Raw genomic sequence first — 18199 nt, 5'->3', positions numbered from 1 at the left:
GGGAAGGAGCAAGGCCCTCAGATCGGCGTGCGCACGCCCCGCCCTGCGAAGTGCCCTTCGGCGTTCGCGAGGAAATGGTTCACCGACTTCTGCGTGGCCTCGGGCGACCAGCCCGCCATGTGCGGCGTGAGCAGCACGTTGTCCAGGCCGACGAGCGGCTCGGGGCGCTTGGGTTCGCTCTCGTACACGTCCAGGCCCGCGCCCGCGATGCGGTGTTCGCGCAGCGCCTTCGCCAGCGCCTCGGTGTCGACCACGCTGCCGCGGCCGATGCTCACGAGGTAGCCCTGCGGGCCGAGCGCGTCGAGCACTTCGGCGTTGACGAGGTGCTTCGTCGCCGGTCCGCCCGGCGCGGCCAGTATCAGGAAATCCGCCCAGCTTGCGAGCGACTTCAGATCGTCGAAGTAGCGCTGCGTGGCGCCTTCGCGCGGCTTGCGGTTGTGATAGCCGACTTCCATGTCGAAGGCGGCAGCGCGCTTGGCGATCTTCTGGCCAATGGTGCCCAGGCCCAGGATGCCGAGCTTCTTGCCCGACACGTTCGGCGGCTGCGGAATGGCTTCGCGCCACACGCCTTCGCGGCACAGGCGGTCGAGCTTGCGGAACTCGCGCACGATGCTGATGAGCAGGCCGAAGGCGTGGTCGGCCACGCAGTCGTCGTTCGTGCCGGCGCCGTTGGCGGTGACGATGCCGCGTGCGCGTGTCACCTCGAGCGGAACGCCCTCGTAGCCCGCGCCGAGGCAGCAGATCAGTTCCACCGCCGGCATGGCCGCGATGTCGGCGGGCGTGAGGCCGATGACGCCGATGGTCAGCACCGCGCGAAATTTGGCGCCGTGCTCGGCGATGGCAGCGGCGCGCTCGGCGTCGCCGAAGGCGTAGGTCATGTCGTAGACCTCGGCAATCTGGGCCTGATGGGCGCTCGAGAGGCTGCAGAGCACCAGCAGGGGAATCTTGGTCGACACGTCTGAACTCCTGGGTCGGTAAAAAAGAAGGGATGAATGATCGGGCTAGAGCAAGGGGACCGCTTCGCTCTTCTGCAAAGCCCACATCTGGGCGTAGCGGCCCTGCTGGGCCAACAGCTCTGAGTGCGTGCCACGCTCGACGATCACGCCCGATTCGAGCACCAGGATCTCGTGCGCCTCGACCACGGTCGAGAGGCGGTGCGCGATGACCAACGTGGTCTTGCCCTGCGCGGCGCTGCGCAGCTCCGACTGGATGGCGCGCTCGTTGGCCGAATCGAGCGCCGACGTGGCCTCGTCGAAGATCACGATCGGCGGGTTCTTCAAGAGCGTGCGCGCAATGGCCACGCGCTGCTTTTCGCCGCCCGAGAGCTTCAGGCCGCGCTCGCCCACCGTCGTCTCGTAGCCCTTGGGCGTGGCCGAGATGAAGTCGTGGATGCGCGCGGCGCGCGCGGCGCCTTCAACCTCTTCGCGCGTAGCGCCGGGGCGGCCGTAGGCGATGTTGTATTCGACCGTGTCGTTGAACAGCACCGTGTCCTGCGGCACGATGCCGATGGCGCGGCGCACGCTGGACTGCTGCACGGCGCGGATGTCTTCGCCGCCGATGGTGATGCGGCCCTGCTGCACGTCGTAGAAGCGGTACAAGAGGCGCGCGAGCGTCGACTTGCCCGAGCCCGACGGGCCGACCACCGCCACCGTCTTGCCAGCGGGGATCTCGAAGCTCACGTGCTTGAGGATCGGGCGATCGGGTTCGTAGGCGAAGCTGACGTCTTCGAAGCGGATGGTGGAGTTGATGCCCGCCAGCGGCTGCGCACCGGGCGCGTCGCGCACTTCGCGCTCCTTCTCCATCAGCACGAACATCTTGTCCAGGTCGGTCAGGCTCTGCTTGATCTCGCGGTAGATCACGCCCAGGAAGTTGAGCGGAATGTAGAGCTGGATCATGAAGGCGTTGACCATCACCAGGTCGCCCAGCGTCATGCGCCCTTCGACCACGCCCGAGGTGGCGCGCCACAGCATCAGCACCAGGCTCACGGCAATCAGCAGCTGCTGGCCGGTGTTGAGCATGCTCAGCGTGCGCTGGCTCTTGATGGCGGCCTTGCGGTAGCGATCGAGGCTGGCGTCGTAGCGCTTGGCCTCGAACTCCTCGTTGTTGAAGTACTTGACGGTTTCGTAGTTCAGCAGCGAATCGACCGCGCGGCTCTGGGCCATCGAGTCGAGTTCGTTCATGGTCTTGCGGAACTGCGTTCGCCACTCGGTCACCGTCACGGTGAAGGTGATGTACAGCACCAGCGCCGCGCCCGTGATCCACACGAACAGCGAATCGAACTTCACGCCCAATATGGTGAGCACCAGCGCCAGCTCGATGATGGTCGGCACGATGCTGTAGAGCGACATCGAAATGAGCGAGTGCACGCCGCGCGTGCCGCGCTCGATGTCGCGCGTCATGCCACCGGTCTGGCGCTCCAGGTGGAAGCGCAGGCTCAGCGAATGCAGGTGGCCGAACACCTCCAGCGCGATCTGCCGCGCCGTGCCTTCGGTGGCCTTGGCGAAGATCAGCTCGCGCAGTTCGCCGAAGAGCGCCGTCGAAAAGCGCAAGAGTCCGTAGGCCAGCAGCAGCCCGATCGGCACGATGAGCAGCGCCTGCGCCATGTCGGGCTTGGGCGTCATCGTGTCGATCAGGTTCTTCAGCAGCACCGGCACACCCACGTTGGCCACCTTGGCGCCCACCATGAACGCCAGCGCGGCCATCACGCGCCATTTGTACTGCCAGAGATAGGGAAAGAGGCGACGCAGGGTCGCCCAGTCGGAACGGTCGGCGCGGTCCGGCGGATGGCCGCCGGGCGCATGGGGAGAGGAGGAAAGGGCTTCGCCGCTTCGGCGCATGGGGGACAATCGTGGCTGTTGTTGTTGCCTCAGATTGTGCCCATGTCCTCTTCTTCCAGTGCCTCTTCCGCCGCAGCGACGGCCGCCGCCACCCTCAAGAGCCTGCCCACCGACATGGAGCTGGTGCTCAAGGTCATTCCGATGCCGGCCGACTGCAACGCCAACGGCGACATCTTCGGCGGCTGGGTCATGGCGCAGTGCGACCTGGCCGGCTCGGTGATCCCGGCGCGCTACGCCAAGGGCCGCCAGGCCACCGTGGCGGTCAACGAGTTCATCTTCAAGCAGCCGGTGCGGCTGGGCGACATCCTCTCGTTCTATTCGAAGCTGGTGCGCGTGGGCCGCACCTCGATCACGGTGACGGTCGAGGTGTTCGCCGAGCGCTTCCGCGCCCAGGGCGAGTACATCAAGGTGACGCAGGCCACCTTCACCTACGTGGCCATCGACGACAACGGCCGCCCCCGCCCCATCGAACAGCCGGCGGCCTGAGCGGCCTCCGTCTTCAGCCGACGCCGATGCCGGCGTCGCGCACCCGTTCGATGCACTCGAACTCGCGGTTGATCCAGCGCGCGTCGCGCCGCTCTACGCGGCGGATGTAGACCGACTGCACCACGTCGCGCGTGTGGGCGTCGATCTCGACCGGCCCGCGCGGGCTGTCCAGCCGCAGGCCGCGGAACGCATCCACCAGCCGCTCGGCGCCCGCCTTGCCGCCGCGCGCGCCCGGTGCGCTCAGGGCCGCATCGATGGCCGCGAGCCCGTCGTGCGCCGCCACGGCGAAGTAACCCGGCCGCAGGTGGCTGCCGTACTCGGCCTCGAAGGCGCCCGCGAGGCGCCGGTTGGCCGGCGACTCGTGGGCGAAGGAATAGTGGTGGCTGGTGACCAGCCCCTCGGCCAGTTCGCCGATGCCGTCCAGGTAGTGGTCGTCGGTGGCGTCGCCCGTCGCGAGCAGGCGGATGCCGGTGTCGGCCATGCCGCGGTCGCGCCAGAACTTCAGGAAGATGGCCGGCATCTGCCCCGACGGCAGAAAGAAGAACACGGCCTGCGGCTTCAGCTCGCGCAGGCGCAGCATGTAGGCCGAATAGTCGAGCGTGTTCAGCGGCACGCGCAGCATCGCGCCGACACGCCCGCCGCCTGCGGTGATGCCGGAGACGAAAGCGCTTTCGGCATCGACGCCCGAGGCGTAGTCGGCCACTACGGTGCACACGTCGCGCAGCCCCTGCTGCAGCGCCCAGCGCGCCAGCGGCGCCGTGACCTGCGCGATGGTGAACGACACCCGCACCATGAACGGCGAGCGCCCGGTGATGCCCGAGGAGGCTGCGTTCATGATCACGGTCGGCACGCGCGCCTGCGTGGCGACGGCGCCGACGGCGTAGGCGTTGGAGCTGAAGTCCAGCCCCGTGAGCAGGTCGACGCGCTCGCTCTCGATGAGGTCTTGCGCCTGGCGCCGCGCCTGCTCGGGCGCGCTGCCGGGCACGTCGCGGCGCAGAAGCTCGACCGGCCGGCCCGCGATCTGCTGCTTGTGGTCGGCCAGCCAGACCGCCATGCCGGCGTCGAACTGACGCCCGCCGCCCGCATAGGGCCCCGACCACGAGCCGATGACCCCGATGCGCAACGGTCGCACGCGCGCCAGCACCAGCGAGGGCGCCGCGAGCGTGCTCGCGAGTAAGCCCAAAGCATGCCGGCGCGTGGGCCTGAATGCTACTTTTTCAGTAGCACCAATCGCCCGCGTGGCGGGCGTTGTGGGCGGGTTGATGTCTGGAGCAGGCACGAGGAACAGTGTACGCAGCCACCGTTCGCAGGCAAGCCCACGGAAGGCTTAGACCTTCGAGAAATCGGGTTTGCGTTTCTCCATGAAAGCACCGAACGCTTCCTTCGCGGCCGGCTCGCGCAGCATGCGGCCGAAGCTCGCGCCTTCTTCGCCCATGCGCTCGAGCACGGCGGGCATCTGCGTCTTCTTCAGCAGGCGCTTGGTTTCGATGAGCGCGCTCAGCGGCTTGGCTGCGAGCTTGCGGGCCTGCGTCTGCGCGATGCCGTTGGCTTCGGTCGGCGGCACCACGCGGTTGACCAGGCCCACTTCGAGCGCGGCCTCGGCCATGAAGGGCTCGCCCAGCAGCAGGGCTTCGGCAGCGCGGTGGTAGCCCAGCATCTGCGGCACCAGCAGGCTCGACGCGGCCTCGGGGCACAGGCCCAGGTTCACGAAGGGCATCGAGAAGGCCGCGTTGTCACCCGCGTAGACGAGGTCGCAGTGGAACAGCATCGTGGTGCCGATACCCACGGCCGGGCCGCAGACGGACGCGACGATCGGCTTCGGAAAGGTCGCGATGCCGCGCAGGAAGCGGAACACCGGCGATTCGGTGTTGGCGGGCGGCGCGTTGAGGAAGTCGCCGATGTCGTTGCCGGCACTGAAGATCGTCGGGTCACCCTGGAACAGCACGCAGCGCACAGCCGCTTCGCTCTCGGCCGTGGCGAGCGCGTCGGCCATCGCGGCGTACATGCTGCTGGTGATCGAGTTCTTCTTGTCGACGCGGTTGAAGGTGATGGTCATCACGCCGGCTTCGGTGTGGACGAGGATGTCGCTCATGGAAAGATCCTTGGATGGGTAAAAACGGGGGCGACGCGCTCAGGCGTCGAGAGCTTCGCGGACAAAGTCGAGGCGGTCCTGGCCCCAGAACATCTGGTCGCCGACGAACATGGTGGGGGCGCCGAACACGCCGCGTTCCACCGCCTCTTGCGTGACCGCCTTGAGGCGGTCCTTGGTCTCCTGCGCGCCGGCCAGCGCGAGCAGGCCCGCGGCGTCGAAGCCTGCATTTTGCAAGACGGCGCCGACGGTCGCGGGGTCGTTGAGGTTCTTCGGCTCGACCCACATCGCATGGAACACGGCATCGACGTACGCGCCGAAACGTTCGGGTGCCGTCATCTGCACGCCGGTCGCGCCGCGCATCAGCAGCAGCGTGTTGATCGGGAAATGCGGGTTGTGCACGAAGGGCACGCCGTAGCGCTTCGCGAAGCGCTGCAGGTCGGTCGTGAGGTACGGGCCCTTGGCCTTGATCTCGGCCGGCGAATGGTTGCCCGTGGCCTGGAACACGCCGCCCAGCAGCATGGGCTTCCAGACCAGCTCGGCGCCGGTGTCGGCGCACACGTGCGGCAGTTGCGTGGCGGCCAGGTAGGCAGCGGGGCTGCCGACGTCGAAATAGAACTCGACAGTTTTCGTCATGGGTGTCGTCTCCTTGAGGCTGTGTGTCGCGACGCGAAGCTCGGCGTCGGTCAGAACTTCTCGGACCAGGGCCGCAGGTCGAGTTCGTGCGTCCACGCATCACGCGGCTGCGAATGCAGCATCCAGTAGCTGTCGGCGATGTGGTCCGGGTTCAGGATGCCGTCGCTGTCCTTCAGCGCGTAGCGCTCGGGGAAATTGCTGCGGATGAACTCGGTGTCGATGGCACCGTCGACCACGACATGCGCGACGTGGATGCCCTGCGGCCCCAGTTCCCGCGCCATCGATTGGGCCAACGCGCGCAAGGCCATCTTGGCGCCCGAGAAGGCACCGAAGTGGGCTGCACCACGCAGCGACGCCGTCGCACCGGTGAAGATGATCGTGCCGCGATGAGCGCCCATCGGCACTTCGCGCGCCACCATCCGCTTGGCCACTTCGCGGCCGTTGAGAAAGCCCGAGAAGCAGGCCATCTCCCACACCTTGAAGTACTTGCGCGCGGATTCGGTGAGGATGCTCTCCGGCACGTTCGCACCGATGTTGAACACCATCACCTCGATCGGCCCCACGGTCGATTCGATCTGCTCGATGAGCGCCACCACTTCTTCTTCCTTGCGTGCATCGCAAGCGAAGGCGTGGGCCCGGCCGCCGTCGGCCTCGATCTGCGCCACCAGCGGCTGCAGCTTGTCGAGACTGCGCCGCGTGACGCAGGTGGCATAGCCCTCGCGCGCGAAACGGCGGGCGATGGCGCCGCCGGTGGCGTCGCCCGCGCCGACGATGAGAGCAGCCTTGGTGAGCGCCATGACGTTCATTCCTTGTAGTAGACGATCTGGTTCGAGGTGGCGAGCAACGCGCCCTTCTCGCTCCACAGCTGCGCCTTCTGGTCGAAGAAGCCGTTGAAGAACTGCTGTCCCGCCGCGCAACCCAGCAGGTAGCCCGTGCCGACCTCGGCCAGCTCGGCGGCACCGACATGGAAGTACGTGGTGATCGACACCGTGCCCGCGGGCACGTGCTTGGCGCGGCGCAGCCAGACGCGTGGATAGAACACGTCGCTCAACGCGGCGAGCGAAGCAAAGTCGAGCGGGCGGGCCTGCGCGTCGCGCACCCAGATGCGGGTTTCGCTGTGCTGCAGGCTGCCGTCCCACTTCGCGGGAATGCCGCCGCTGAAGGGACGCATCTCGTACTGGTCGAGCCAGGCCACGCCCGACGGGCCGATGCTCATGCGATCGACCGACTCGGGCTTCGGCGCCTCGGGCATGGTGAGGTCGGCCTGGCTCCAGGTGTCGCGACGCGCGGCCGTCACCACCGTGGCGGTGGTCGTCATGTTCGTCGTGCCGTCGGCGCCGGGCTGCGTGATCGTCACCGTCCAGTGCTGCGTCGAGCGGTTGGTGCGCACGGCCGTGGCCTGGATGTCGAACGCGCCCTCGCCGAGCGCGGCCGCGTAGTTGACGGTCAGGGCGATGGGCGTGCCGAGCAGGTCGGGGTGCTGGAGCACCGACTGCAGCGCAAGCGCCGCGGTGGTGCCGCCGAACGGACCGACCATGTTCCAGTAGTCGGGACTCGTGGTGCCGGTGAAGTGCCCCACGCGGATGTCGCTGTGGTGCAGGGCCAGGGCTTTGTCGAAGGGGTGTGGGGTCGTGCGCATGGTGATTCGCAGTGTGCCTCCGGTGGATGACCTCACGCAGTCGTGTGCGGGACGTTGGCGTGCTGCACTGCGGCACGCACCGGGGGCCATGCACCGCCGGCAGGGAGCTGCTGCTGCGTGCCGTGCATGGCCGTGATCCCCTTGCCGATCAGACCCGCTCGAAGATGCCTGCAGCGCCTTGGCCCATGCCCACGCACATCGTGACCATGCCGTACTTCAGCTTCTCGCGGCGCAGCGCGTGCACCACGGTCGCCGCGCGGATCGCGCCGGTCGCGCCGAGCGGGTGGCCCAGTGCAATGGCGCCGCCCATCGGGTTGACCTTGGACGGATCGAGCCCCAGCGTGTTGATCACCGCGAGCGATTGCGCGGCGAAGGCTTCGTTGAGTTCGAACCAGTCGATGTCTTCGTGCTTCAGACCGGCGTAGCGCAATGCAGCGGGAATCGCCTCGATCGGGCCGATGCCCATGATGTGCGGCGGCACGCCCTTGCTGGCGAAGCTCACGAAGCGCGCGAGCGGCGTGAGGCCGTACTGCTTGATGGCCTTCTCGCTCGCCAGGATCAGCGCGCCCGCGCCGTCGGAGGTCTGCGAGCTGTTGCCGGCGGTCACGGTGCCGCGTGCGGCGAACACGGTGCGCAGCTTGGCCAGGCCCTCGAGGCTGGTGTCGGGGCGTGCGCCTTCATCGAGGCTCACGGTGCGGGTTTTGGCGATGGCCTCGCCGGTGGCCAGGTCCGGCGTGCGGTCGGTCACTTCGATCGGCGTGATCTCGTCGGCGAACTTGCCGGCGGCCTGTGCGGCCAATGCCTTCTGGTGCGAGGCGAGCGCGAACGCGTCCTGCGCCTCGCGGCTCACCTTCCACTGCTGCGCGACCTTCTCGGCCGTGAGGCCCATGCCGTAGGCGATGCCCACGTCACCTTCGCGCTCGAAGATCGAGGGCGACAGCGAGGGCGAATTGCCCATCATCGGCACCATGCTCATGCTCTCGACGCCGGCCGCGATCATCACGTCGGCCTCGCCGACGCGGATGCGGTCCGCCGCCATCTGCACCGCGGAGAGACCCGAGGCGCAGAAGCGGTTGACGGTGATGCCACCGATGCTGGTCGGCAAGCCGGCGAGCACCGCGCCGATGCGCGCGACGTTCAGGCCCTGCTGCGATTCGGGAATCGCGCAGCCGCAGATGATGTCTTCGATGGCCTTCGGGTCGAGGCCCGGCACGGCGGCCAGCGCTGCCTTCAGCGTGGTCGCGAGCAGGTCGTCGGGACGGTAGTTGCGGAAGTAGCCGCGGTGGGATTTGCCGATGGGCGTGCGGGTGGCGGAGACGATGTAGGCGTCTTGAATCTGTTTCATGGATGGCTCCTGGAATGGGCTCCTTCCCCCTCTGGGGGAAGGTTGGGATGGGGGCAAGCGGCCTTCAACTCGTTCAGGCGGTTGAGAACGGCTTGCAGCACCCCCTCGAAATTGACAAACGGATCATTCGATCCAAAGCGCAACACCTCGAATCCTTGCGTCCGCAGGAAGGTGTCGCGTCGCGCGTCGTAGCCTTGCTGGACCTGATGCTGCGATCCGTCGAGTTCGACGATCAGCTTTGGATCGAGGCACGCAAAGTCGGCGATGTAGGTGCCAAGCGGATGCTGCCGGCGGAACTTCACTCCCAGCTGCTCGCTGCGCAAGCCGCTCCAGAGCTTGCGCTCGGAGTCGGTCATCTCGCGCCGGAGGGTGCGAGCGTTCTGTTGCGCGTTGGGAGTGGATTGGTTCTGCATAGGCTGCTTGCCCCCATCCCGGCCTTCCCCCAGAGGGGGAAGGAGGAAGAGGGAACCCGCGTCAGTTACGCACCGGCTTCCCCGTGCTCAACATCCCCATGATCCGCTCCTGCGTCTTCGGATGCACGATCAGCGAGCAGAACGCCTTGCGTTCCAGCGTCATCAGGTATTCCTCGGTCACGAGCGAGCCCGCGTCCACGTCGCCGCCGGTGACCACGTTGGCGATCAGGCTGGCGATGTGGAAGTCGTGCGCGCTGATGAAGCCGCCGTCGCGCATGTTCACGAGCTGGCCCTTGATCGTGGCGGCGCCGCTGCGGCCGGCCACGCGGAAGGTGCGGCGCAGCGGCGGGCGGTAGCCTGCGTCGGCCATGGCCTTCGATTGCTGTAGCGCCACGTACAGCAGCTCGTCCTTGTTCGGCACGATCACGTCGCTGTCGAGGAGGTAGCCCAGCTTCTTCGAGTCGAGCGCGCCGGTGCCGACCTTCGCCATCGCCGCGGCGGTGAAGCCTTCGGTGAGGAACGGCAGCAGGTCGGTGCCCGTGGAAGCCGATGCGTTCTCGGCCGCGCGGCGTGCGATGTAGGTCAGGCCGCCCGCGCCGGGGATCAGGCCCACGCCCACTTCGACCAGGCCGATGTAGCTTTCCATCGCGACGACGCGCTTGGCCGAGTGGATGGCCAGCTCGCAGCCACCGCCCAGTGCCATGCCGCGCACGGCGGAGATCACCGGCACGTTGGCGTAGCGGATCTTGAGCATGACGTTCTGCAGCTCTTCTTCCGCGCCTTCGACCGCGCCGATGCCCGCGACCACGAAGGCCGGCAGCATCGCCTGCAGGTCGGCGCCGACCGAGAAGACCTCGTCGGGCGACCAGATCACCAGGCCCTTGTACTCAGCCTCGGCCAGGTCGACCGCAGCACCGAGTGCTTCGGCCACGTCGGGGCTGATGGCATGCATCTTCGACTGGATGCTCGCAATGAGCACTTCACCGTCGAGCGTCCACACGCGCACATCGCCTTCGTCGCTGATCGTCGTGCCGGCCGTGTTGGCATCGGCCGCGTTGGCGCCCAGCACGCTTTCGGGGAACAGCTGGCGGTCATGCACGGGCAGCTTGCGCTGCGGCACGAACTTGTTCTGCGACGCGCTCCACGAGCCTTCGGGCGTGTGCACGCCACCGGCTTGTGCGACCGGGCCTTCGAACACCCATTTCGGCAGCGGTGCGCTGCTCAGTGCCTTGCCGGCGTCGATGTCTTCCTGCACCCACTTGGCGACCTGCGCCCAGCCGGCTTCCTGCCAGAGTTCGAACGGGCCCTGCTTCATGCCGAAGCCCCAGCGCATCGCGAAGTCGATGTCGCGCGCGCTCTCGGCGATGTCGGCCAGGTGCACGGCGGCGTAGTGGAAGCCGTCGCGCAGGATGGCCCAGAGGAACTGGCCCTGCGGCCCTTCGCTCTCGCGCAGGAGCTTCAAGCGCTCGCCCGCGGGCTTCTTCAGCATGCGGCCATACACCTCGTCGGCCTTGGCGCCGGCGGGCACGTACTCGCCGCTCTTCAGGTCGAAACGCAGGATGTCGCGGCCGACCTTCTTGAAGAAACCGGCCTTGGCCTTCTGGCCCAGGTTGCCAAGCTCGAGCAGCTTGGCGAGCACCGGCGGCGTCGCGAAGTTGGCATAGAACGGATCGCTCTCGGCGTTCAGGTTGTCCTGCAGCGTCTTCACGACGTGGGCCATGGTGTCCAGGCCCACCACGTCGGCGGTGCGGAAGGTGCCCGAGCTCGCGCGGCCCAGCTTCTTGCCGGTGAGGTCGTCCACCACGTCGGGCGTCAGACCGAACTTCTCGACTTCCTTCAGCGTGGCCAGCATGCCGGCGATGCCGACGCGGTTGGCGATGAAGTTGGGCGTGTCGTGCGCGCGCACCACGCCCTTGCCGAGCGTGCTGGTGACGAAGGCCTCGAGGTCGTCGAGCACCTGCGGCTGCGTGGTGGGCGTGTTGATCAGCTCCACCAGGAACATGTAGCGCGGCGGGTTGAAGAAGTGAATGCCGCAGAAACGCGGCTTCAGGGCTTCAGGCAGTGCTTCGCCGAGCTTGGTGATCGACAGGCCCGAGGTGTTCGAGGCCAGGATCGAATGCGTGGCGACGTGCGGCGCGATCTTCTTGTACAGATCGAGCTTCCAGTCCATGCGCTCGGCAATGGCCTCGATGATGAGGTCGCACTCGCCGAGCTTGGCCAGGTCGTCTTCGTAGTTGGCCTGCTCGATCAGGCCCGCGTCGGCCACGTCGCCGAGCGGCGCGGGCTTGAGCTTCTTGAGGTTGTCGATGGCGCGCGTGACGATGCCGTTCTTGGGGCCTTCTTTTGCGGCCAGGTCGAACAGCACGACAGGCACGCGCACGTTGACGAGGTGGGCCGCAATCTGCGCGCCCATCACGCCGGCGCCGAGCACGGCGACCTTCTTCACTTGAAATCGGGACATGGCTGAGTTTCGAAGTTATGAATCAGTTCGGGAAACACCGCGGAACCGGTTTGGCCGGACCGCTGGTGCTGCCCCTTGAGGGGGAGGCTGCTACACGAAGTGAGCAGCTACGGGAGTGGGTCAAGCTATCAAAAAACAAAAGGGAACCTCCGCTGCATCGGTGATGCGCTACGCCGAGTCCGACTCGGCACCTGGTGTCGATGGCGATTCGTCTGCTTCCAGTGAGTTTGCAAAGAGAACCAGTCCTCCGAAACCCAACAGACCGCAGATCGCCCAACCGAAACCGACCCACCACGGGAATGCCATCGCGCCGCCGCCGCCTCTGTACCCGGGTGCAAGGGGGACAGTTGCGAATACCCCAATAAAGGTGATGACAGCGGCCGCACCAGCGGCAACCACCACGAGGGCAAGGCCACCGATCAATTTTCCCGACGAGACGCTCATGATGGGTTGCGTGCAGCAGGCTTACTGCACACGGTTCCAGGTTTGGGTGCGCCAGAAGGGGCCCAGATAACCGCGCACTTCCAGCTTCTTGCCGCCGTCGATCGGCGTGAAGCTCGCGCGGTATTCCTTGCCGTTCTCGGGGTCGAGGATCTTCCCGCCTTCCCAGACGTCCTTGCCCTCGGCCTTCTTGCCGCCACGGACGATCTCCAGGCCTGCGATGGGCTTGCCCTTGCGGTCGTCGCTGCACTCGTCGCAGGTGGCGTCGGGCTTGGTGTCTTTCTTCAGCGACTTCTCGATGCGCCCGAGCAGCGCGCCGTTGGTCTCCGCGATGCGGATCTCGGCCTTGGCCTCGCCGGTCTTGTCGTCGACGTTGCGCCACAGGCCCACCGGCGTGCTCTGGGCCATGGCCGACGCGGCGGTGACGGTGAACAAGACGGCTGCAAGCGTAGCTTTCATGAGCGGGCTCCCGGTGGGTCGATGAAGAAAGGCTGTGTGCGTCGCTTAAGCGAGTGCAGCGTCGGTGTCCATCAACACCTTGCTGCCGGCGCGCGCGGTGCGCATCAGCATCACGGTCTCGGGGAACAGCTTGGCGACGTAGAAGCGTGCGGTCTGCAGCTTGGCGACGTAGAACGGATCGGTGTTGCCGGCGGCGATTTCGCGCAGCGCGACTTGCGCCATGCGGGCGAACAGGTAGCCGAACACGAAGTGGCCGGCCACGCGCAGGTAGTCGACGGCAGCAGCGCCCACTTCGTCGGGGTTCTGGAAGCCCTTGAAGCCGATCTCGGTGGTGAACTTGGTGAGCTGGTCGCCGAGCATCGCGATCGGGTTGATGAACTCGGCCATCTTCTCGTTCACGCCTTCTTCTTCCACCAGCTTGGCGACGAGCTTGCCGAACTTCTTCAGCGAGGCGCCGTTGTTGCCCAGGATCTTGCGGCCCAGCAGGTCCAGCGACTGGATGGTGTTGGTGCCTTCATAGATCATGTTGATGCGGTTGTCGCGCACGAACTGCTCCATGCCCCATTCCTTGATGAAGCCGTGGCCACCGAAAACCTGCATGCACGAATTGGTCGCGATGTGGCCGTTGTCGGTGATGAAGGCCTTGACGATGGGCGTGAGCAGCGCGACCAGTTCGCCCGAGTCCTTGCGCACCTTTTCGTCCGGATGGTTGTGTTCCTTGTCGAGCAGCAGCGTGCAGAAGATCTGCAGCGCGCGGCCGCCTTCGGCATAGGCCTTTGCGGTGAGCAGCATCTTGCGCACGTCGGGGTGCACGATGATGGGATCGGCTTCCTTGTCCTTGGCCTTCACGCCCGACAGCGAACGCATCTGCGTGCGGTCCTTGGCGTAGGCCAGCGCATTCTGATAAGCCACTTCGGTCAGGCCGAGCGACTGGTTGCCCACGCCCAGGCGTGCGGCGTTCATCATCACGAACATCGCGGCCAGGCCCTTGTTGGGCTCGCCGACCAGCGTGCCGGTGGCGCCTTCGATCACGATCTGCGCGGTGGCGTTGCCGTGGATGCCCATCTTGTGCTCCAGGCCGGCGCAGAAGATCGGGTTGCGTTCGCCGAGCGAGCCGTCGGCCTTGACGTGGAACTTGGGCACCACGAACAGGCTGATGCCCTTGCTGCCCTTGGGCGCGTCCGGCAGGCGGGCCAGCACCAGGTGAATGATGTTGTCCGTCATGTCGTGCTCGCCGGCCGAGATGAAGATCTTGCTGCCGGTGATGCGGTAGGTGCCGTCGGGCTGCGGCTCGGCCTTGGTGCGCAAGAGGCCCAGGTCGGTGCCGCAATGGGGTTCGGTCAGGCACATGGTGCCGGTCCACTCGCCGCTCGTGAGTTTGGGCAGGTAGGTCTTCTTCTGGTCTTCGGTGCCGTGCGCCTTGAGTGCTTCGTACGCGCCGTGCGACAGGCCCGGGTACATGGTCCAGGCCTGGTTGGCGCTGTTGAGCATTTCGAACAGGCACTGGTTCACCACGAACGGCAGGCCCTGGCCGCCGAAGGCCGGGTCGCACGACAGCGCGGGCCAGCCGCCTTCGACGTACTTGGCGTAGGCGCCCTTGAAGCCGGTGGGCGTCTTCACTTCGTGCGTGGCCTTGTCGAGCACGCAGCCTTCTTCGTCGCCGCTGATGTTCAGCGGAAAGGTGACTTCGGCCGCGAACTTGCCGGCCTCTTCGATCACGGCGTTGATGGTGTCGGCATCGGTCTCGGCGTGGGCCGGCAGTGCCTTGAGTTCCTCGGCGACGTTGAGCACTTCGTGCAGCACGAACTGCATGTCACGCACGGGGGGGTTGTAGGTAGGCATCCGGGACTCTCCTGGTCGAAGCTAGATAGATTGGAAAAAACGAAAACGGAAAAACGAAACGGGCGGCCGTGGCGCTCAGCGCACGGTCTTGAGCCGGCGCGTGCCGCGCGCAGCGGGCGCGGACTCGGTGGCGTTGGAGGCAGGCGGCGCGTCCGGCGTGGCGGCGCGCGCAAGGATGTTGTCGAAGCCGACGTTGGCACGGCCGATGGAGCCGGGCACCTGCAGGAAGCGGGCTTCGTAGTGCAGCGCGAGGATCAGGCCGTGGATCTCGAACCCGACCTGGCGCTCGTCGGCCTCGGCGCGCAGGTGGCCTTCGGTCTTCGATTGCACGATGGCGCGCAGCACGGCGGCCTGCCAGATGCTGACCGACTCGACCAGCGCATCGCGCACCGGGCCCGGGCGGTCGTCGAACTCGGAGGCGCCGCTGATGTAGATGCAGCCCGAGTCGATCTCGGTCGAGGTGCGCTTCATCCAGTTGGCGAACATGGCGCGCAGGCGCGGCAGGCCGCGCGGGGCTGTCAGAGCGGGGAAGAACACCTCTTGCTCGAAGCGCGCGTGGTACTCGCGCACCACGGAAATCTGCAGTTCTTCGCGCGAGCCGAAGTGGGCGAACACGCCCGACTTGCTCATCTTGGTGATCTCGGCCACGGCGCCGATCGACAGGCCCTCGAGCCCGATCTGCGCGGCCAGCGCCAGTGCGGCGTCGACGATGATGGCCTTGGTCTGCTGGCCTTTGGGGGCGGCGCGGGCCGGCTTGGCGGGAACGGCGGTGGCAGACATCGTGAAAGCTCCGAATAAAACGAACGGTCGTTCTATTTTGCAGGGGCTTTGCACTTTTGACCGCAAATGACCTTGGTCGGCGGTAGGTTAATGAAAGCAAGGGGCGACCGCCAGAGGGTCGCACCCTTGCCCGGCAGGATCAGAACTCCTGCGACACGGGCCGCAGCACGACCTCGTTGATGTCCACGTTGGCCGGCTGCTCCACCGCGTAGACGATGGCGCGCGCCACCGAGTCGGCCGGAATCTGGTTGGCGTCGTAGAAGGCCTTCAGGCCGGCGGCGCTCTCGGCGTCGCTGCTGCCGAGCTTCAGTTCCGAGTCCACGGCGCCGGGCGACACGCTCGTCACGCGCACGCCGCTGTTGCCCACCTCCACGCGCAGGCCTTCGGAGATGGCGCGCACCGCGTGCTTGGTCGCGCTGTAGACGGTGCCGATGGGCGTGAACACCTTGAGCCCGGCAATCGACGCAACGTTCACGATGTGGCCACTGCCCTGCGCCTGCATGCGCGGCAGCACGGCGGCAATGCCGTAGAGCACGCCCTTGATGTTGACGTCGATGGTGCGGTCCCACTCGTCGACCTTGAGCTTGTCGAGCGGCGACAGCGGCATCACGCCGGCGTTGTTGACCAGCACGTCGATGCGGCCGAAGGCCTCGACGGTGGCGGCGGCGAGCTTTTCGAGGTCGCCCCGCTTCGCCACGTCGGTCGCGACGGCGATGGCTTCGCCGCCGGCCTCGCGGATCTCGGCGACGACCTTGTCGAGCCGGTCGGTGCGACGGGCCGCGAGCACCACCTTGGCGCCGCGTGCGGCCAGGTGGCGCGCCGTCGATTCGCCCAGGCCGCTGCTCGCGCCGGTGACGATGGCGACCTTGCCTTGGATGTTGTCTTGAACGGAGGTCATGAAGATTTCCTTTGGGGTGTGTTGAAGAAGTGCATGCAGTGTGGAAAATCCACGCGTTCCAGTAAATGAAACTCTGGCGACTTCAGAATTCCAGATTCGGGAATCAAGGAACACCTCATGTCCAACCGCCTCGAAGCCCTGCGCGTGTTCTTCACCGCCGCCGATGCCGCCAACTTCCGCGAAGCAGCCGTGCGCCTGTCGGTGTCACCGCAGGTGGTGACGCGCGCGGTGCGCGAACTCGAAGAAGAACTGGGCGAGCCGCTCTTTCACCGCAGCACGCGCGGCGTGCAGCTCACCGACTTCGGGCGGCAGCTCGCCGAGCGCGCCCGCGTCGCGGTGGGCGGCGTCGACGAACTCTTTCACCGCATCGACCGGCGCGCGCTGTCGCAGCACGCGGGCACGGTGCGGGTCACGGCGCCGCATGTGTACGGCCGGTTCATTCCGCAAGCGCTGGCGCCGCTGCTGGTGGCGCATCCGGGGCTGGTGCTCGACCTGCGGCTGTCGGAGCAGCATGCCGATGTGGTCGATCAGCAGATCGACATCGGCGTGCGCGTCGGACCGATGCGCGACGCGCGCTTCGTGGCACGAAGTGTGGGAAAGATGCCGCTGCGCGTGGTGGCCTCACCGGCGCTCATCGAGCGGGTCGGCACGCCGCGCACCGTGGATGCGCTGGCCCAGCTGCCGGTGACCGCGCTGATCGACCGCAGCTCCGGTCGGCCCTGGCCCTGGGCGTTCAACAAGAAGCGGGTGTTCACCGTGTCGTCGCCCGCGTTCGTGACGGACAACATCGACGCCGAATGCGCCGCGGTGCTGGCGGGCATCGGCTTCGGCCAGCTCATCGGCCCGCTGGCGGAGCCGTGGCTGCAATCAGGCGCGATGGTGGAGCTGCTGGCGGCCGATGCGCCCGAGCCCTGGCCGGTCCACGTCTACCGCCCGCAGCGCGCGCCGGTGCCGGCGCGCGTGCGGTTGGTGTACGACGAACTGATCCGCGTGATCAGAGCTTGAAGGGCAGCACTTCCTGGCGTTGCTCGCCGAGGCCTTCGATGCCCAGCGTCATCACGTCGCCCTTCTTCAGGTACAGCGGCGGCTTCATGCCCATGCCGACGCCGGGCGGCGTGCCGGTGGTGATGACGTCGCCGGGCATCAGCGTCATGAACTGGCTCACGTAGCTCACGAGCTTGGCCACGCTGAAGATCATGGTCTTGGTGCTGCCGGTCTGCACGCGCTGGCCATTGAGGTCGAGCCACATGGCGAGCTTCTGCGGGTTCTCGATCTCGTCGCGGGTGACGAGCCACGGGCCGAGCGGGCCGAAGGTGTCGCAACCCTTGCCCTTGTCCCAGGTGCCGCCGCGCTCGATCTGGAACTCGCGCTCGCTCACGTCGTTGATGGTGCAGTAGCCGGCCACGTAGTCGAGTGCGCTCTTCTGCGAAACATAGCGCGCCTTCGTGCCGATGACCACGCCGAGTTCGACTTCCCAGTCGGACTTGACCGAGCCCTTGGGCAGCATGACCGGGTCGTTCGGGCCCTGGATGCAGCTCGTGGCCTTCATGAAGACGATGGGCTCCTTGGGCACCGGCAGGCCCGATTCGGCGGCGTGGTCGGCGTAGTTCAGGCCGATGGCGATGAACTTGCCGACGTTGGCCACGGGGCTGCCCAGGCGCGGCTTGCCCTTGACCAGCGGCAGCTTGTCGACCTTGGTCTTGCGCAGCTTGGCAATGGCGGCATCGCCGAGCTGGTCGGGACCGATGTCCTTGACGATGGCGCTCAGGTCGCGCAGCTTGCCTTCTGCGTCGATGAGGCCGGGCTTCTCCTTGCCGGGGTTGCCGTAGCGGACGAGTTTCATGCGTTCCTTTCAGTGCATTGAAATGGGGAA

At 66.8% G+C, this 18199-nt stretch carries 18 protein-coding genes; 2 read left to right on the top strand and 16 right to left on the bottom strand.

Annotated features, from left to right (window positions below; genetic code table 11):
• Positions 1-17: 17 nt before the first annotated feature.
• Complete coding sequence (locus tag RZE79_RS03670; RefSeq protein ID WP_319359065.1) at positions 18-956, bottom strand: 2-hydroxyacid dehydrogenase; 939 nt, start codon at positions 954-956, stop codon at positions 18-20.
• Positions 957-1001: 45 nt separating this feature from the next.
• Complete coding sequence (locus tag RZE79_RS03665) at positions 1002-2837, bottom strand: ABC transporter ATP-binding protein/permease (RefSeq protein ID WP_319359064.1); 1836 nt, start codon at positions 2835-2837, stop codon at positions 1002-1004.
• Positions 2838-2879: 42 nt separating this feature from the next.
• On the opposite strand from RZE79_RS03665, the gene RZE79_RS03660 reads away from it, so the two are divergent.
• Positions 2880-3323, top strand: coding sequence for an acyl-CoA thioesterase (locus RZE79_RS03660; RefSeq protein ID WP_099794971.1), 444 nt, complete (start codon positions 2880-2882; stop codon positions 3321-3323).
• 13 nt (positions 3324-3336) lie between these two features.
• Here RZE79_RS03660 and RZE79_RS03655 read toward each other — a convergent pair whose 3' ends face one another.
• From RZE79_RS03655 to RZE79_RS03595, 13 genes are all read right to left on the bottom strand, one after another.
• Entirely contained in the window at positions 3337-4506 is a 1170-nt protein-coding gene (locus RZE79_RS03655) for an ABC transporter substrate-binding protein (RefSeq protein WP_319359063.1), read from the bottom strand.
• 144 nt (positions 4507-4650) lie between these two features.
• Positions 4651-5415 carry an enoyl-CoA hydratase gene (locus RZE79_RS03650; protein WP_319359062.1) on the bottom strand — a complete coding sequence of 255 codons (765 nt, stop codon included), beginning with the start codon at positions 5413-5415 and terminating at the stop codon, positions 4651-4653.
• A gap of 39 nt (positions 5416-5454) precedes the next feature.
• Positions 5455-6048 carry a 2-hydroxychromene-2-carboxylate isomerase gene (locus tag RZE79_RS03645; protein ID WP_319359061.1) on the bottom strand — a complete coding sequence of 198 codons (594 nt, stop codon included), beginning with the start codon at positions 6046-6048 and terminating at the stop codon, positions 5455-5457.
• Between the two features lie 50 nt (positions 6049-6098).
• The gene (locus RZE79_RS03640) at positions 6099-6845 is read right to left on the bottom strand and encodes an SDR family oxidoreductase (RefSeq protein WP_319359060.1); all 747 of its coding nucleotides are present in this window, start codon (positions 6843-6845) and stop codon (positions 6099-6101) included.
• 5 nt (positions 6846-6850) lie between these two features.
• Positions 6851-7687: a thioesterase family protein gene (locus RZE79_RS03635; RefSeq protein WP_319359059.1), complete on the bottom strand. Its 837-nt coding sequence runs from the start codon at positions 7685-7687 to the stop codon at positions 6851-6853.
• A gap of 148 nt (positions 7688-7835) precedes the next feature.
• On the bottom strand, positions 7836-9032 hold the full coding sequence (locus tag RZE79_RS03630) for an acetyl-CoA C-acyltransferase (protein ID WP_319359058.1): 1197 nt from the start codon (positions 9030-9032) through the stop codon (positions 7836-7838).
• Positions 9029-9445 carry an endonuclease domain-containing protein gene (locus RZE79_RS03625; RefSeq protein WP_319359057.1) on the bottom strand — a complete coding sequence of 139 codons (417 nt, stop codon included), beginning with the start codon at positions 9443-9445 and terminating at the stop codon, positions 9029-9031. Before RZE79_RS03625 ends, RZE79_RS03630 begins: the two co-directional genes overlap by 4 nt.
• A 61-nt stretch (positions 9446-9506) precedes the next feature.
• On the bottom strand, positions 9507-11906 hold the full coding sequence (locus RZE79_RS03620) for a 3-hydroxyacyl-CoA dehydrogenase/enoyl-CoA hydratase family protein (RefSeq protein ID WP_319359056.1): 2400 nt from the start codon (positions 11904-11906) through the stop codon (positions 9507-9509).
• A gap of 168 nt (positions 11907-12074) precedes the next feature.
• Positions 12075-12350, bottom strand: a complete 276-nt coding sequence (locus RZE79_RS03615; RefSeq protein ID WP_319359055.1) for a hypothetical protein — start codon at positions 12348-12350, stop codon at positions 12075-12077.
• 21 nt (positions 12351-12371) lie between these two features.
• Positions 12372-12806 (bottom strand): DUF2147 domain-containing protein, encoded by a 435-nt coding sequence (locus RZE79_RS03610; protein ID WP_319359054.1) that lies wholly within the window; start codon positions 12804-12806, stop codon positions 12372-12374.
• Positions 12807-12851: 45 nt separating this feature from the next.
• The gene (locus tag RZE79_RS03605; protein WP_319359053.1) at positions 12852-14648 is read right to left on the bottom strand and encodes an acyl-CoA dehydrogenase C-terminal domain-containing protein; all 1797 of its coding nucleotides are present in this window, start codon (positions 14646-14648) and stop codon (positions 12852-12854) included.
• Positions 14649-14723: 75 nt separating this feature from the next.
• Entirely contained in the window at positions 14724-15428 is a 705-nt protein-coding gene (locus RZE79_RS03600; RefSeq protein ID WP_153280739.1) for a TetR/AcrR family transcriptional regulator, read from the bottom strand.
• A 139-nt stretch (positions 15429-15567) separates the two neighbouring features.
• On the bottom strand, positions 15568-16326 hold the full coding sequence (locus RZE79_RS03595; protein WP_319359052.1) for an SDR family oxidoreductase: 759 nt from the start codon (positions 16324-16326) through the stop codon (positions 15568-15570).
• A gap of 117 nt (positions 16327-16443) precedes the next feature.
• On the opposite strand from RZE79_RS03595, the gene RZE79_RS03590 reads away from it, so the two are divergent.
• Positions 16444-17331 (top strand): LysR substrate-binding domain-containing protein, encoded by an 888-nt coding sequence (locus RZE79_RS03590; protein ID WP_319359051.1) that lies wholly within the window; start codon positions 16444-16446, stop codon positions 17329-17331.
• Here RZE79_RS03590 and RZE79_RS03585 read toward each other — a convergent pair.
• Positions 17321-18169 (bottom strand): fumarylacetoacetate hydrolase family protein, encoded by an 849-nt coding sequence (locus RZE79_RS03585; protein ID WP_099794959.1) that lies wholly within the window; start codon positions 18167-18169, stop codon positions 17321-17323. The genes RZE79_RS03590 and RZE79_RS03585 overlap by 11 nt on opposite strands.
• Between the last annotated feature and the right edge of the window lie 30 nt (positions 18170-18199).

Origin of the sequence: Variovorax sp. EBFNA2, from assembly GCF_033802765.1 — a bacterium.
GTDB lineage: Bacteria > Pseudomonadota > Gammaproteobacteria > Burkholderiales > Burkholderiaceae_C > Variovorax > Variovorax paradoxus_H.
The sequence above is the reverse complement of the archived record's forward strand: the minus strand, read 5'-3'. Positions and strand labels throughout refer to the sequence as shown.

What these genes read in the sequence shown, in the direction of transcription:
- RZE79_RS03600 (WP_153280739.1), bottom strand. Translation starts at nt 15,428, where the DNA reads ATGTCTGCCACCGCCGTTCCCGCCAAGCCGGCCCGCGCCGCCCCCAAA.
- RZE79_RS03620 (WP_319359056.1), bottom strand. Translation starts at nt 11,906, where the DNA reads ATGTCCCGATTTCAAGTGAAGAAGGTCGCCGTGCTCGGCGCCGGCGTG.
- RZE79_RS03585 (WP_099794959.1), bottom strand. Translation starts at nt 18,169, where the DNA reads ATGAAACTCGTCCGCTACGGCAACCCCGGCAAGGAGAAGCCCGGCCTC.
- RZE79_RS03615 (WP_319359055.1), bottom strand. Translation starts at nt 12,350, where the DNA reads ATGAGCGTCTCGTCGGGAAAATTGATCGGTGGCCTTGCCCTCGTGGTG.
- RZE79_RS03645 (WP_319359061.1), bottom strand. Translation starts at nt 6,048, where the DNA reads ATGACGAAAACTGTCGAGTTCTATTTCGACGTCGGCAGCCCCGCTGCC.
- RZE79_RS03590 (WP_319359051.1), top strand. Translation starts at nt 16,444, where the DNA reads ATGTCCAACCGCCTCGAAGCCCTGCGCGTGTTCTTCACCGCCGCCGAT.
- RZE79_RS03610 (WP_319359054.1), bottom strand. Translation starts at nt 12,806, where the DNA reads ATGAAAGCTACGCTTGCAGCCGTCTTGTTCACCGTCACCGCCGCGTCG.
- RZE79_RS03660 (WP_099794971.1), top strand. Translation starts at nt 2,880, where the DNA reads ATGTCCTCTTCTTCCAGTGCCTCTTCCGCCGCAGCGACGGCCGCCGCC.
- RZE79_RS03665 (WP_319359064.1), bottom strand. Translation starts at nt 2,837, where the DNA reads ATGCGCCGAAGCGGCGAAGCCCTTTCCTCCTCTCCCCATGCGCCCGGC.
- RZE79_RS03605 (WP_319359053.1), bottom strand. Translation starts at nt 14,648, where the DNA reads ATGCCTACCTACAACCCCCCCGTGCGTGACATGCAGTTCGTGCTGCAC.
- RZE79_RS03595 (WP_319359052.1), bottom strand. Translation starts at nt 16,326, where the DNA reads ATGACCTCCGTTCAAGACAACATCCAAGGCAAGGTCGCCATCGTCACC.
- RZE79_RS03630 (WP_319359058.1), bottom strand. Translation starts at nt 9,032, where the DNA reads ATGAAACAGATTCAAGACGCCTACATCGTCTCCGCCACCCGCACGCCC.
- RZE79_RS03650 (WP_319359062.1), bottom strand. Translation starts at nt 5,415, where the DNA reads ATGAGCGACATCCTCGTCCACACCGAAGCCGGCGTGATGACCATCACC.
- RZE79_RS03640 (WP_319359060.1), bottom strand. Translation starts at nt 6,845, where the DNA reads ATGGCGCTCACCAAGGCTGCTCTCATCGTCGGCGCGGGCGACGCCACC.
- RZE79_RS03625 (WP_319359057.1), bottom strand. Translation starts at nt 9,445, where the DNA reads ATGCAGAACCAATCCACTCCCAACGCGCAACAGAACGCTCGCACCCTC.
- RZE79_RS03635 (WP_319359059.1), bottom strand. Translation starts at nt 7,687, where the DNA reads ATGCGCACGACCCCACACCCCTTCGACAAAGCCCTGGCCCTGCACCAC.